The following is a 14,076-nucleotide window of genomic DNA, read 5'->3' on the forward strand; positions in this document are numbered from 1 at the left end:
ATAGAAGAAACCGCCTCGACCGAGGCGGTTTTTTTATACCAAAATCTTTATTTCACTTACAAATTGAAAGCAAAAAACGGCAAATAATATTAAAGTTGCAATTTACTTGGGTTTATTGCGATAAATGTCTTATTTTTGCAACGCAGAAAGTATCAACCTGAAAATCGAAGAAGTACAAGTATGTCAAAGCGCCAAATCAGAATCTGTTTAGGAAGTTCCTGCTTCTCCCGGGGAAATAACACGAACCTCGGGGCAATCAAGAAATACCTGAGTGAAAACAACTTGGAAGCAGAGATCGATTTTTGTGGACATTTGTGTGAAGAATTGTGCAGCAAAGGTCCGATTATTCGGATTGATGATAAAGTGTACGAAGAAGTGAATCTCTCTCGTTTATATAAAATCTTACAAGAAGAGTTCCCATGCAACTAAGACCTATCTACACGGAATCGGACAATTGTCAGGATTGTTACAAGTGCATACGGGAATGTCCCGTGAAAGCAATCCGAATGGAAAACAATCAAGCCTCCATTATAGAAGACCGTTGTATCTATTGCGGACATTGCACGCAGATATGCCCCACTGGAGCAAAAAAGATTCGCGACGGACTGACCCGGGCGAAACTGACATTGGCGCAAAACCCGAAAGTGTTGCTCTCCCTCGCCCCCTCGTACGTGAGCGAATTCGAGGGAATCCATTCCAGCGTACTGATTGCCGCGATCAAGAGATTAGGATTTGCCGACGTGTCGGAAACCGCACTCGGGGCGGAAATCGTTTCAGACCGGACGGACAAATTCCTACAAGAAGCGGAAAACGGAGTTTATATCTCTTCAGCCTGCCCGGTCGTAGTGGAATATATCCGGAAATACTCGCCGGAACACGTGCATAACATTACGCCGATCATTTCCCCGATGCTGGCTCATGCCAAAATATTGAAACAATTATACGGGGATGATGTCAAGATCGTGTTCGCCGGCCCCTGCATCTGCAAGAAACTGGAGGCAGACACGTTCAATCACTTGATCGACGTGGTGATCACGTTCAAGGATTTAAAGAAATGGTTCGAGCAGACCGAAATAAACCTTCATCAAATCGCACCGGGACAACCGAACGCGCATTTTATCCCTTATCGTTCGGGATTGGGCGCGTACTATCCTATCGAGGGCGGAATGTTGAAAGGCTTGCATGAAGGGGGAAAACAAATACACAACATGGCCTTTTCCGAATTATCGACGGTAAAAGACGTGCTGAAATCTCTGGATACACACCGGGAAAACGATTCCATTTTTCTGGAACTATTGGCATGCAAAGGCGGTTGTATCAACGGTCCCGCGAAATTAAGCCATATTTCCCCGGCGTTAAAAAGATACGAAATTATACATCAATCGGAACTGGGCAATCCCAAGGATGATTTTAAAGATATAGACCTTCAGATACTATTCTGCAAGGACCCGCATATCCAAGACCATATCTACACGGAAGAGGAAATTAAACAAGCCATGGCAGTAGTCGGGAAAACCGGACCGGAAGACGAATTGAATTGCAGCGGTTGCGGGTATGACTCTTGCCGGGATTTCGCCATCGCCATGCTGGAAGGAAGAGCCGAGGAAAACATGTGCGTATCCTATATGCGGAAAATCGCGCACGATAAAGCGACGGTTCTCCTGCAAAAGATACCCGCCGGTGTGGTATTGGTCAACTCGGAGTTGAAGATCATGGATATGAATCAATCCTGTGCCACGATCATGGGCGAAGACATAGCCGCCATATACGAGGTTACCCCCGGATTGAACGGAGTTCCGTTGAAAAACATCTGTTCCTTCGAAGACTTGTTCCGTGCCGTGTTGACAACCGGCAAAGAAATTATCGAGCGGCAAGTGCGTGAAGAAGATCACACGTGGATTATTTCAATTTACAATATACAACCTCATCATCTGGTATTCGGGTTACTGCAAGACCTGCGGGAACCTTACGTGCGCAAGGAATGGATGCTTGAAAAAACTCAGGAAGTAATCAAAAAACACATGGAGACCGTTCAACAAGTGGCTTGCTTACTGGGAGAAAACGCGGCATTTACCGATGCCATGCTACGTACCGTTATGGATGCTTACAAAAAGGATGACAAGAAACCACTTTAATTTCATTTGTTTTGAGAAATAACGGTAATTTCATCGAGGTTGACTTCTTCCAGAAGAACAAAGCAGGCAATGTTGTTTGCGGAGATTGTTTCATGTCGCAGAAGTTAAAAGGCGAAGGACGCGTAATCAGCGTGTTGTCCGACGGGTTGGGCAGCGGGATCAAAGCCTGCGTGCTATCCACGATGACCGCTACCATGGCCATGAATTTCACCGCCATGAACGAAAGCATCCTGCGTACTTCGACTTCTATCATGAACACCTTGCCCAAGGATATGGTGCGCAAGATCAGTTACTCCACGTTCTGTATCTGTGATATCGACTGTTTCGGAAGCGTGAAGATCATCGAGTACGAGACTCCCTCGTACTACCTTTACCGTAACGGCTCATTCGTGAACATACACAAGGAAAAGATCCCCGTGGAACGCGAAGATTTAGAAAACACATGCCTGTGGATTTCCGAATTTACACTGGAAAAAGAGGATCGAATCATCTTCTTCAGTGACGGAGTCTCGCAATCCGGGATGGGTTCCCACAAAATGCCTTTCGGGTGGGAAGACGGCGTTAAAGATTATGTTGCCGGTTTAATAGAACACTATAATGATATATCAGCCAAGGAACTCGCGCATAAAATCGTGAGTCAGGCAGAAAAAAACGACGGGTATTCACTGAAAGACGACACGAGTTGTTGTGTCATCTACATGCGGAAACCCCGGAACCTACTTGTATGTACAGGTCCTCCCTACGACGAGAAAAATGACAAATACCTTGCCAACCGGGTACGGGAATTTCAAGGTAAGAAAATTCTCTGCGGAGGAACGACAGCTACCATCCTTTCACGGGAACTGGAGGCAAGCATGGAAGTAGATATGAATATCGTGGACAAGGAACTCCCTCCCATTTCCAAAATGGAAGGAATCGATTTGGTCACGGAAGGTATCCTCACGCTCGGGAAAGTGGAACGCATCCTGACCGCCGGGGATATAGACAAACGCCGTGAAGCCGGACCGGCCGAAATGGTGGTAAAAATGTTGTTGAATAGCGATAAGATCACGCTACTCGTGGGAACCCGTATCAACACGGCGCACCAAGATCCCAATCTACCTGTAGAATTAGAGATCCGGAGAAACGTGGTCAAAAAAATAAAATTTTTATTGGAGACAAAGTATCTGAAAGATGTAGAGATTATGTATATTTAGGGGCAAAATTCAAAAAAATGGCTCACATTATGGAAAAAGTAAATTTAAAAATATGCGTAGGCACCATGTGTTATGTTATGGGCGGCGCTGAATTGAGAGACGTTATTGAATCTCTTCCCCACAATATTATCGAACATCTGAACGTTAGCTATTCTCCATGCCTCGGGTGCAGTAAAGGCGAAGAAGCACCCCCGTTTATAGAGATAAACGGCAAACGAGTCGCCGGCGTTAGTAAAAATAGTTTAATACGAATTATAAAAGAGGAACTTAGAGATGTTGTATGACAATTTTGCAATGCTCACGAAACGTGAGCTACTGATTAGAATTGTAAAACTTTTAAAAGAAAAGAATTTAGTAGACGGCGTGAAGTACATCCCGGTGGAAATGCGTCCAAAAAATAAGCGACCGATAAAATGCTGCGTGCATAAGGATCGTTATATCTTGAAACACAAGATTATTTCAATTTTGGGTTTCGAGATCACGGACGAGGAAATCGACTTAATCCCGTTAGCTGAATTCGCACAGAAAGCCTTGGACAACAAGAACACGAAAGAGAATATTCTTTCCGTGGTACACGAAGCTTGTAGCGCGTGTATGCAATCACAGTATTTCGTGACCAACATGTGCCGGGGGTGCGAGGGACGTCCTTGTTTGATGAACTGCCCGAAAGCAGCCATCTCCTTCAAAGGCGGCAAAGCATCTATCACACAGGAAGACTGCGTGAGCTGCGGACTTTGCTCCAAAGTGTGCCCCTACCACGCGATCGTGTACACTCCCGTACCTTGCGAGGAAGTATGTCCGGTAAAAGCAATCTCCAAAGGAGAAGACGGCACGGAACATATTGACAAAGATAAATGTATCTATTGCGGAAAGTGTATGCAAACCTGCCCGTACGGTGCCATCATGGAACGCTCCAAAATCATCGACGTGTACAAAGGCATCACGAACCCGGATAAAAAGATTATTGCCATCCCTGCCCCGGCTATCTATGGGCAGTTTAACGCTACCCCGGGACAGATTCTTGCAGCCATTAAAGCTATCGGATTCGACGAAGTAGTTGAAGTAGCTCTTGGCGCGGAAGACACTTCCCGCAACGAGGCTGCCGAATTCATGGAACGCATGCACGAGGGCAAACCTTTCATGACCACCTCATGCTGCCCGGCATACGTGGGTTGGGTAGACAAACACGCTCCCATGGTGAAACCGTTCGTTTCGGACACCCGTAGCCCCATGGTATACGCTGCCCGACGCGTAAAAGAACAATATCCTGACGCGGATGTTGTATTTATTGGCCCCTGTCTGGCAAAACGCTACGAGGCAGAAATGTACGTTCCGGAAGTGGATTACGTGATGAGTTTCGAGGAACTCGGTGCGTTTATGGTCGCTTACGACATTGATGTAGAGAAATGCGAAGAATTGCCGCTGAACCCGGAAGTAACGAAATACTCCCGCGGATACGCCCAAGCCGGAGGTGTTCGTGACGCTATCGTTCAAGCGGTAGGTAACGGTTATACCACCCTCTCGATCGAAGGATTAGATAAAAAGAACCAAACCTTGCTGAAAATGATGCCGAAGAAACCCGAAGCCCAATTCGTGGAAGTCATGGCTTGTGACGGCGGTTGCGTGAACGGTCCTTGTTCTCTAGCCCCGCTGACGCTGGCAAAACGGCAGATAAAGAAGGCGTTGGATAAATAAGAAATAAGCTATTTAAAAATTCCCGCTTTATAGAATAAAGCGGGAATTTTAGATTTATTTATCTTCCTCTCCTTCTTACCCACAGGAAGATCGTAAAGAATAACAACCCGATCGGTAGTATCCATTTGAAAATAATCTTAAAGACACCCATGGCTGCCTCCCCGATAAATACGGCATCATCAGGCATTTCCGGACGACGGACATCTATCGGCACTTCCTCATCGGAAAGCCAATAGAAGACTCCCGAAATCAAGATATAATTTGCAGCTTTCACGTTAGCCCTTCCCCGACTTAATTCAATATTACTCAAACAATCGGCATCACCCAAAACAACAATCTTTTGTTCTTTTTTACCCACTTGACGAGATAAAGCCAATGCTGTAACATAAGAACGTTCTATCTCACCTGATTCCGGATTAAGGCGTACCGTATCATCGATAAAATTAACGGTTTGTAATTCATTCCATCCGTTTATCGTGTCACTCATAAATAAAGGAGTTACTTTATACCCCTTATTATCAATGTACTCCAAAGCAGAACACCCCGGCATAGCAATAACGCCATTTGCATATCTCAAACTATTAAAAAGATAAGACATCTCACCTGCCTCCTCGGTGGCTCTCGCAAGTACAAGATCCGGAGTAAAATGCTCTGTCGGGCGAACTAATTGACCGGACATAAGCTGAACACCAAACTGTTCGATAATCGGATTCATTATATTTTGCCTCCTCGGTTCGCCTACTATCAACAAATTCCCACCTCGCTCCACGTAAGCATTCAGACGATTCATCTCCCCCGCGGATAGTGGAGTTTTCATATCCGCAATCACGAGTATATCTAATTTTTCCGGGAGTGCTTTATCCAATGACACTTCCACGATATCAAATCCATTATTAATCAATGCATAGCGATACGTTTTTGCCCAAGCGAAAAGATTGTAATCACGATCGCCTTCCTTTACACAGTCCCTCTCCCCATGTCCTTGCAAAAACCCGACTGTGGGTAAATTCATCACCAATCGTTTGAAAGCGGCGGTAATCTCGGCTTCAGTAGGGAATAACATTGCATCATCGAAAATCCGCAAGAATGTCTTCTCTCCGCTCTCCCGCTCTACCAGTCTGACAAAACGATTATTCTCACTGGAAAGATCTATCATCTTACGAATCTCCTCCGGAGGCATAAACATATTTGAATCCAAATCATAATTCTTCGCAATTTTCACCATTCGTTCCCGATCCGAAAGCGTGGGATACCGCTCATCCAAGCTCTTGTTATTAGCCTTGTCATAATAATAAACATATTTCAATTCTATCTCCGGCTTAAAACGGGTATAGCGTTTGAATCGGGATAAATCCCGATTCCTCTCTTCCGGAAGTCCTGCCCGGAAATGCTGGTCCAACAAATTGACATAAGTTGTTATCGTAAGCCCTCCTTTCATCTTGGCAACTATTTCTTGGCTATTTTCAGTCAACGTGTTCATCTTCGTTTCCGTGACATCGCAATAAAACCTCATCTTCGGACGTGATGAAACATATCCTACTACCACGGCCATCATAAATACCCCGACATATTTTCCCCAAGTCACAGTCCATGAACTTTTTTGACGCACAGCCTTCAATTTGATAATAGCAAACATCAGAAAGAGAGAGATTACTACCAGAAAGTAAATAATATCTTCGCTGCATATCAAACCGTTAAGAAAAGTTTCCGACCGTCCCGAAAGAGCCAGCCACCACGTGATATCCCGAACAAAATCAATGCCTTGCCACCATCCCTTGATATAATTCAGAATGGCCAGCATAGCTAATGTCAACATGGCCGCAACAACTTGATAGGAAGTTAGGCTGGACATAAACAAACCGACCGCAGCATAAGCACAAATTAATAAATATATACCTAATAATCCCGTCAGAATCAAAGGAAAATCAAATGATTTAACCGTAAAAGCGGCAAATAACACGTAACAAAAAAGAATCCCGACCAGCACCAAACCATAAATCATCATGGATATGAACTTACCCAGAATAATCTGTGTATTACTTATGGGTGACGAATAGAGTAACTTTATCGACCCGCTTCCCAGCTCCCGGCTCATCAGTCCCATCGTGATCAAAGGGATATACAGATAAAGATACCCCAACATAATTCCGAAAATCCCCGCTCTGGAAGAGAAAACCTGATACGAGAGTCCTCCCGGCAAAGGATTGCCTATCGCCTGACTGGTAACTAATCCCCCGAAAGTTGAACAAAAAAACATTCCCACCTGAAAGGTGAACATGATAAGAATAAACCAAGCTATCGGGGAATAGAATAAAACCTGCAATTCCACTCGAGCTATATTAAATGCTGTTTTCATAATTGACGTAGTTTAAAATTTCACTTTTTAGAAAGTTCGGCAAATACAACATCCAAAGAGTTTTTCTCTAAATAGACCTGACTCAATCGCCAATTATTGACACCACAGGTTTCTATAATTTCATCCACCATATTCCTCGCATCGGCAAATTGTAGACGATAGTCCGTCTCACCCAGATGTTCCGCAGACAACAGACCGGGAATCGTTTTTAACTCTTCCACGGAAGGATTAGCCAAAAGACTAACCCGGATCGTGGTCGGCAGGATGTAATTATCAAATTCGTCAACCGTACCTGAAAATACCATCTTACCCTTTTCCACCATATAAATATACTCGCAAGTGGCTTGCACTTCCGGCAATATATGTGTGGAAAGAATCACGGTTCTCTCTTGTGCTATCTCCTTGATCAAGCCGCGAATCTCCACGATCTGATTCGGGTCCAAACCATTCGTCGGCTCATCAAGTACCACAAAGTCAGGATTGTGGATAATAGCTTGAGCTATCCCTACCCGTTGTTGATACCCGCCGGAAAGATTACGAATCAATCTTTTTTTGAAATGCGAAATACCGCACCTTTCAACAACCTCCGAAATAGCCTTCGAAATCTCTTTATGAGGAATATACCGCAATCGGGCAGAATAATCCAAGTATTCTTCCACCGTGAGATCCAGATGTAACGGCGGCTGCTGAGGCAAAAAGCCTATGTGACATTTTGCCTCGACAGGATCGGTCTTCGTGTTTATCCCTTTAATAAATATATCACCTTCCGTCTGTTTTAATACACCGCACATGATATTCATGATTGTTGATTTTCCCGCTCCGTTAGAGCCTAGAAGTCCATAAATACCATGATGCATAATTTCCAGACTAATATCCCGAACAGCCCACTGCACGCTATAACGATGGGATAGTTTTTCTATATGTATAATTGGAGTATCCATATCTTCATTCATTAATTTATGCCTATCTTCCTTTTCTTCTTATCCAGATTAAAATTCCTATACCCAAAAGCAAAATGGGGAATATCCAAAGGAATGCTATCTTGACAATACCCATGCCTTCCATTCCGACACTAACCTTATTATCCACTGCTTTAGGACGACGAACGTCAAAAGGAGCTACCCCGTCCGATAACCAGAAGAACGATCCGGTAATCACGGCATAATTATAAGCCGGAATACCTTTACGTTTAATACTATGTTCCGCATTACTGATACAATCCGCATCACCTAATATAATAATCCGTTGCTCCCTACCGTTCATTTCTCTGGCCAACGCAATTCCCGTCGCGTATATATCCTCCTTCTCTCCGACCGCCGGGTTCAGCACCACCGGCTCATCAATAAAATTAATCGTTTCCACTTCGTTCCATGTTTTCAACGTGTCACTGGTAAACAAGGTGGTAACTTCAAATCCCTTTTCCGGAGCCAAAGAATAATCCAAGCCCACGCAAGTCGGCATCGGAATAAATCGCCGGAACAAATAACCGAAAGGATAAGAAAGTTTCCAAGGCGCCGGTCTTGGTAAAGAAAAGATCATGTCTGGATCATAATGCTCTGACTCTTTCACTAACCGTCCGGGCATAAACGTCACACCAAATTGCTCGACAATCGGATTCATGGCATCCTGCCGTGTAGGCTCACCCGCAATAAAGAGATTCCCACCCCGGGCAATATAATTCTTCAGATGCCGCATCTCCGTTTCTGACAATGGAGAATGCATATCCGCGATAACAATAATATTTATATTATCCGAGATATCCTTATCCAAGGTAACCTTCGTCACATCAAATCCCTGATTCGGCAATGAATGACGGAACAGCTTATTTTGAGCAAACAAATTATACCCTCTATCCCCGATCTGATCCATATCACGCTCCCCGTGTCCGGTCACAAAGCCAACCCAAGGCATATCCATAACCAAACGTTTAAAGGCGACAGAAATCTCCGATTCAAAAGGCATAAGCAAAGGATCATTAAAAACACGCAAAAATGTTTTCTCTCCGCTTTCCCGTTCCAATACCCGCACGAAACGATTGTACTCTCCCGAAAGATCAATAATCTGCTTCATCTCTTCCGGTGTCTTGAAATCGGTAGAATCCATATTATAACGAGGAGCCAATTCCAACATTCTTTCCCGATCCGTGAGATTAGGAAATAAACGATCAAGAGAAGGACTATATCCCCGATCATAATAATAGACATACTTCATTTTAATCTCCGGCTTGAACCTCCAGTACTTCTTAAAGTTCTGAAAGTCGGCGTTCACGCTCGACGGTTGCCCCAGATAAAATAAGTCATCCAATATATTAACGTAAGTCGTTATGGTCAAGCCACCTTTCATCTGTTCGACAATCTTCTGGCTATTCGGGGTAAGAGTATTTACTTTCAAGTAGGTTGCATCATAAAAGAACATCACCTTAGGTCTTGAAGTAATGTATCCCAAGGCAAACGTAAAAAGAAAAGCCAGCACGTACCCGCTCCAAGCTTTTCGCCAAGACTTCTTTTGACGGATAGCATTTAATCTCAGAATAGATAAGGACAGGAAAAGTCCGGTTACAAAGACAAAATAGAGAACATCCTCACTACAGATCAAACCGCTGATAAATTCATTCGCCCTTCCGCTTATCGACAACCACCACGTGATGTCACGTACCCACTCCACGTCCTGCCATAAACCACCCACCATATTCAGCACGAAAAGGATACTTAATGTTCCCAATGCCGCAATAATCTGGTACGACGTCAAACTGGACATAAACAATCCTATTGCCGCGTAAGAACATATAAGCAAGTAAATCCCTAACACACCCGCAAGTGCTAATCCGATATCAAAATTCTCTATAGTACAAGCCCCAAAGATGATAAAAACGAATAGAATCCCGATAAAAGCCAAAGCATATATCATCATGGACAGGAACTTCCCGAAAATAATCTGTATATTATTCACCGGAGAAGAATAAAGTAATTTAATAGAACCGCTACTTAACTCCCGACTCATCAAGCTCATCGTGAGAAGCGGAAAATAATAAAACAAATAAGGCAATATCGCGTTATATAATCCCCGATAACTAGAGAAAATCCCTTGTGTCAGATTCACCGGACGATATCCCAAGTTAAAGCGTTCCACGTAAGTTCCGAATACACCAGAAAAAGTCATACTTGCTTGAACGACAAAAATAACCAAAGTCAACCAAGCAATCGGAGAGAAAAAGAGCGTTTGTAATTCCGTTCTCGCGATATCGAATATCATCCTCCATTTATTCCGTTTCATATTCATTGTTTTCAATTTTAATATTTACTCATCACTTTTTAGACAATTCGGCGAAAATTGCATCCAGAGAACTTTTCTCCAGACGGATTTCTTTCATATTCCATCCTCTCTGACGGCTGATGTTCACCATGTGCTCCATCACAGGATTCCCGTCGTTGCCGGCAAAATGAATACGATAATTCATTCCGCCCAACTCTTCCACGTCATTTACGCCTTGAATCGCCCTCAAATCTTCCGTCAAAGGCGGCGAGGCCAATGACACCACAAACGAATCCGGAATAATATAATTATCAAACTGCTCCAAAGTACCTGAAAACACCATCGTTCCCTGCTCTACCATATACACGTAATCGCAAACGGCCTGCACTTCCGAAAGGATATGAGTCGAGAGGATTACAGTACAATCTTTAGAAATTTCCTGAATCAAACGCCGAATCTCCAATATCTGGTTCGGGTCAAGACCGTTCGTCGGTTCATCCAGCACAACAAACTCCGGTTTATGGACAATGGCTTGTGCGATACCAACCCGTTGTTGATATCCCCCGGACAAATTACGGATAAGACGTTTCTCGAAATGAGCTATCCCACAACGTTCCATAACCTCCCGCACGGCATTTTTCCTCTCGGTGGGGGGCACATGCCTCATTCGTGTCGCGTGCATAAGATACTCCTGTACCGAGAGATCCATGTGAAGCGGAGGCTTCTGTGGCAAGAAACCGATACAGCGTTTCGCCGATACCGGATTCTCGCGCACATCAATCCCCTTGATCAACACATCTCCCTGAGTTTGTTTAAGCACGCCACAAATAATATTCATCGTGGTTGATTTACCGGCTCCATTGGAGCCGAGTAAACCGTAGATACCGTGTTTCGATATCTCGAAATTAATTCCTTGAATCGCCCATTGCACACTATAACGGTGCGACAGATTGATTACCTGTAAAATTGGTTTTTCCATACATTACGTATTATTACATACAACAAACTTTTCCACCTACATAATCACGTTACTATAAATAAACCTGATATCGGTGACACCTCCATCATATTTCTTTTCCAGTAAATAAGTACACTGCATACCCACAGGCTGTTGAGGATCTTTGTAAAGCCGCCCGATTTTGAATTCCCCGTTATCAAAAGCCACGGCAAATAACCACCCGCTAAAATATTGGGTTGCCGGAGTCGCGGTTGGCGCAGCCCAAGGCGTCAACCGAAAGAAACCTGTAATCTTACGTCCTTGTTCAAAAGCGTAAAGCGTCGACATATTTGCCCCATTCGCATCAACCTCATAAATCGTATTATCAGAAATGATATAAAAAATATCCTGCCGGGAACTATTCTGGTTCTTCTGGATGATCGTTCCCGGCTTATTCAATAAAGCAACCACATCCCCGGGCAACTTCACGTTTCCATCAATCGTGTATCTCACGGAGTGAGGAAGACTATAGATATCCGGTGAAATCGTGTGAGCTTGCATCCGGTAGTCAGCCCCGTCTTTATAAATAACATGCAAACGCTGTGGATAACCTAATGGGGGCAAAACGGCCACTACTTCTTTGTCAAAATGATGCAAAGCAACTTCATTCTCTTTCAACTTGACCTCCGGAAACGGAATAACAATAGAATAATCCAATCCTCCTGACATATCCGGCATAAAAACACTACTGACAGAAAATAACAGGAACCGTTCCTTACTCTTCTCGTGGATAATCGCCCAGTTATTAGAAACCTGCTTATCCGCCACGATCAAATCGGCCTCCACATCCATCCACCCCTGATCCGGAACATCATTCGGATCATCAAATCTCAGGCGTTCCGAGCTGAATCTCCCCGTGTTAGGCGTTCCATTGTCATAATTCACTCGCAAGTAAGCATCTCCTTGCTCCCCGTACACCAATGTTGACATTCCCACGTTTACCATACTCTTCACGAAAAGACTTTGGGGAGCCCCCACGAACTCATCCTTCATCCCGACAACCTTCTCGATTGTCTTGCCATAAAAAGCGACAGAACTTCTCCAATCCCGATCCAGTACCTGCATCACCTGAGTCTTATCCTTACCTTGCCCCCAAACGAGTTGCACGGGTTCACTTCCCGGAAGCTCCTCCCCATCATTGTACAAAGAGAAAACATTTGACTGTTCCTCGTAATAAGGGATCGTCATTTCCATTGGCTGTCCCAAGAAAGTAACCGTTTCTTTTTGTGAATAATACCGCATAAAGTCAACAACACTTTTCCCTCCCTGCTTTGCCAACACGTAAACCCCGCTACCAAAAGGCTGTACCAAACTAATCACCATGTGATAATCCGTGACTTTTGACTTATCTCCCCGGTAAACAAACAACACCAGACGTCCCTCTTTCGTGAACGTATGCTTTAATTCCTTCTCGGAACCGATCACTTCTCCGTCAAACATCCACTCGTACCCCAACTGATCCGGACCGGAATAAACAACCTCCGCCTCCAGCTCAACTTCCACTCCCGCCAGCAAAGAAAACGAACCTTGAAACATTTCAGAATGTGATAACACTACCGTCTTTTTATTCACTTTATCCACAACCCTCACCGTATCCGGCAATATCACCTCCTTGTAATCCAAATTCGTGTGATCCTCCAGACAGGCATTCAATCCTATCCACCCGAGGAAACATATCACTATTATTTTTATTTTCATAACTTATGATTTAAAATTCATTATTCCGGTTCTATCATCCAGTAACGGTCACGGTCATCGGTTTACCGTCCTCGTCAAGTCTGGGACTCTTCTCCAAAGCTCGTTTGAACACCAGTGCATAATGCCGTTTCTCCGAAGCATCCAAAATGCCGAAATCCGTGATTCCCGTTTCGGCAATGAACTCCTGATATTTAAGCGCCGAGTATTTTCCCAAATAAGCCTCTTTGATAGCATCATCCCACCACGCTGGCTTCGTGAAAATATCATCCACCGTAATTTCCACGAACAGGGAATCCTTCATGTAAGTCTCGAAATTTTCATTCGAAACCAACTTCAGACGCAACATTTTACTCGTTTCTTGCAGAATCTCGTTTCTTAACAAGGTCACTTTTAAAGAATCGACAGCCCCCGAATTAGCCGAAAACACCTGATTCTCTTCCAGTTTGAAACAATCCTTCGGCAAAGTGGTTCCCGTGTCGACAGCCACAGAATAAGTCAAACCCTCCGTCAAGGAATATCCCCGGAACTCCACCGGAACCCGCAACTCTTTTTCCTGTACTTCATCCGGTTCGTAAGCAAAAGAATATGTTATCTTATAATAATCATCACCCAAATCGTTGTAAAAACGGAATTTTATATATCTCGTATCGGTAAAAAGCTCTGCTTTCTCTTTCTCACAACCGATAAAGAACAACACGTTCAAAAGAATAAATAAACACGTACGCATATATCGTTCTATTTAATAGT

General features: G+C 43.9%; 11 protein-coding genes. 5 read left to right on the forward strand and 6 right to left on the reverse strand.

The features are described from left to right. Positions 1 to 180: 180 nt before the first annotated feature. From H8S64_RS19170 to H8S64_RS19190, 5 genes are read left to right on the forward strand one after another with little or no spacing between them, the layout of a single operon-like run. Positions 181 to 429 (forward strand): (2Fe-2S) ferredoxin domain-containing protein, encoded by a 249-nt coding sequence (locus H8S64_RS19170; protein WP_018338306.1) that lies wholly within the window; start codon positions 181 to 183, stop codon positions 427 to 429. Then, on the forward strand, positions 420 to 2,135 hold the full coding sequence (locus H8S64_RS19175) for a [Fe-Fe] hydrogenase large subunit C-terminal domain-containing protein (protein WP_186978304.1): 1,716 nt from the start codon (positions 420 to 422) through the stop codon (positions 2,133 to 2,135). The genes H8S64_RS19170 and H8S64_RS19175 overlap by 10 nt, the downstream gene beginning before the upstream one ends. Positions 2,136 to 2,146: 11 nt before the next feature. Further along, a complete protein-coding gene (locus H8S64_RS19180; RefSeq protein WP_186978306.1) occupies positions 2,147 to 3,331 on the forward strand; it encodes a SpoIIE family protein phosphatase in 1,185 nt (394 codons plus the stop codon). Between the two features lie 29 nt (positions 3,332 to 3,360). Further along, positions 3,361 to 3,615 (forward strand): NADH-quinone oxidoreductase subunit NuoE family protein, encoded by a 255-nt coding sequence (locus H8S64_RS19185; protein ID WP_186978308.1) that lies wholly within the window; start codon positions 3,361 to 3,363, stop codon positions 3,613 to 3,615. Then, the gene (locus H8S64_RS19190; RefSeq protein ID WP_186978310.1) at positions 3,605 to 5,026 is read left to right on the forward strand and encodes a monomeric [FeFe] hydrogenase; all 1,422 of its coding nucleotides are present in this window, start codon (positions 3,605 to 3,607) and stop codon (positions 5,024 to 5,026) included. Before H8S64_RS19185 ends, H8S64_RS19190 begins: the two co-directional genes overlap by 11 nt. Before the next feature lie 58 nt (positions 5,027 to 5,084). Here H8S64_RS19190 and H8S64_RS19195 read toward each other — a convergent pair whose 3' ends face one another. The 6 genes from H8S64_RS19195 to H8S64_RS19220 are packed head-to-tail and all read right to left on the reverse strand — an operon-like array spanning position 5,085 to position 14,056. After that, positions 5,085 to 7,382 carry a Gldg family protein gene (locus tag H8S64_RS19195; RefSeq protein WP_186978312.1) on the reverse strand — a complete coding sequence of 766 codons (2,298 nt, stop codon included), beginning with the start codon at positions 7,380 to 7,382 and terminating at the stop codon, positions 5,085 to 5,087. Between the two features lie 20 nt (positions 7,383 to 7,402). Beyond that, positions 7,403 to 8,323 carry an ABC transporter ATP-binding protein gene (locus H8S64_RS19200; RefSeq protein ID WP_186978314.1) on the reverse strand — a complete coding sequence of 307 codons (921 nt, stop codon included), beginning with the start codon at positions 8,321 to 8,323 and terminating at the stop codon, positions 7,403 to 7,405. Between the two features lie 22 nt (positions 8,324 to 8,345). Further along, positions 8,346 to 10,661: a Gldg family protein gene (locus tag H8S64_RS19205; RefSeq protein ID WP_255469621.1), complete on the reverse strand. Its 2,316-nt coding sequence runs from the start codon at positions 10,659 to 10,661 to the stop codon at positions 8,346 to 8,348. A 25-nt stretch (positions 10,662 to 10,686) separates the two neighbouring features. Beyond that, entirely contained in the window at positions 10,687 to 11,613 is a 927-nt protein-coding gene (locus H8S64_RS19210) for an ABC transporter ATP-binding protein (protein WP_186978316.1), read from the reverse strand. Between the two features lie 36 nt (positions 11,614 to 11,649). After that, positions 11,650 to 13,329, reverse strand: coding sequence for a hypothetical protein (locus H8S64_RS19215; protein WP_186978318.1), 1,680 nt, complete (start codon positions 13,327 to 13,329; stop codon positions 11,650 to 11,652). Between the two features lie 34 nt (positions 13,330 to 13,363). After that, positions 13,364 to 14,056: a DUF4843 domain-containing protein gene (locus tag H8S64_RS19220; RefSeq protein ID WP_186978320.1), complete on the reverse strand. Its 693-nt coding sequence runs from the start codon at positions 14,054 to 14,056 to the stop codon at positions 13,364 to 13,366. Positions 14,057 to 14,076: the final 20 nt, after the last annotated feature.

It is taken from the genome of Butyricimonas hominis (assembly GCF_014287455.1).
In the GTDB taxonomy this organism is placed as follows: Bacteria; Bacteroidota; Bacteroidia; order Bacteroidales; family Marinifilaceae; genus Butyricimonas; species Butyricimonas muris.

Bases quoted from the DNA above. Each gene is read 5' to 3' on its own strand.
- H8S64_RS19190 (WP_186978310.1), top strand. From the start codon at position 3,605: ATGTTGTATGACAATTTTGCAATGCTCACGAAACGTGAGCTACTGATT.
- H8S64_RS19200 (WP_186978314.1), bottom strand. From the start codon at position 8,323: ATGGATACTCCAATTATACATATAGAAAAACTATCCCATCGTTATAGC.
- H8S64_RS19195 (WP_186978312.1), bottom strand. From the start codon at position 7,382: ATGAAAACAGCATTTAATATAGCTCGAGTGGAATTGCAGGTTTTATTC.
- H8S64_RS19210 (WP_186978316.1), bottom strand. From the start codon at position 11,613: ATGGAAAAACCAATTTTACAGGTAATCAATCTGTCGCACCGTTATAGT.
- H8S64_RS19215 (WP_186978318.1), bottom strand. From the start codon at position 13,329: ATGAAAATAAAAATAATAGTGATATGTTTCCTCGGGTGGATAGGATTG.
- H8S64_RS19175 (WP_186978304.1), top strand. From the start codon at position 420: ATGCAACTAAGACCTATCTACACGGAATCGGACAATTGTCAGGATTGT.
- H8S64_RS19170 (WP_018338306.1), top strand. From the start codon at position 181: ATGTCAAAGCGCCAAATCAGAATCTGTTTAGGAAGTTCCTGCTTCTCC.
- H8S64_RS19185 (WP_186978308.1), top strand. From the start codon at position 3,361: ATGGAAAAAGTAAATTTAAAAATATGCGTAGGCACCATGTGTTATGTT.
- H8S64_RS19205 (WP_255469621.1), bottom strand. From the start codon at position 10,661: ATGAATATGAAACGGAATAAATGGAGGATGATATTCGATATCGCGAGA.
- H8S64_RS19220 (WP_186978320.1), bottom strand. From the start codon at position 14,056: ATGCGTACGTGTTTATTTATTCTTTTGAACGTGTTGTTCTTTATCGGT.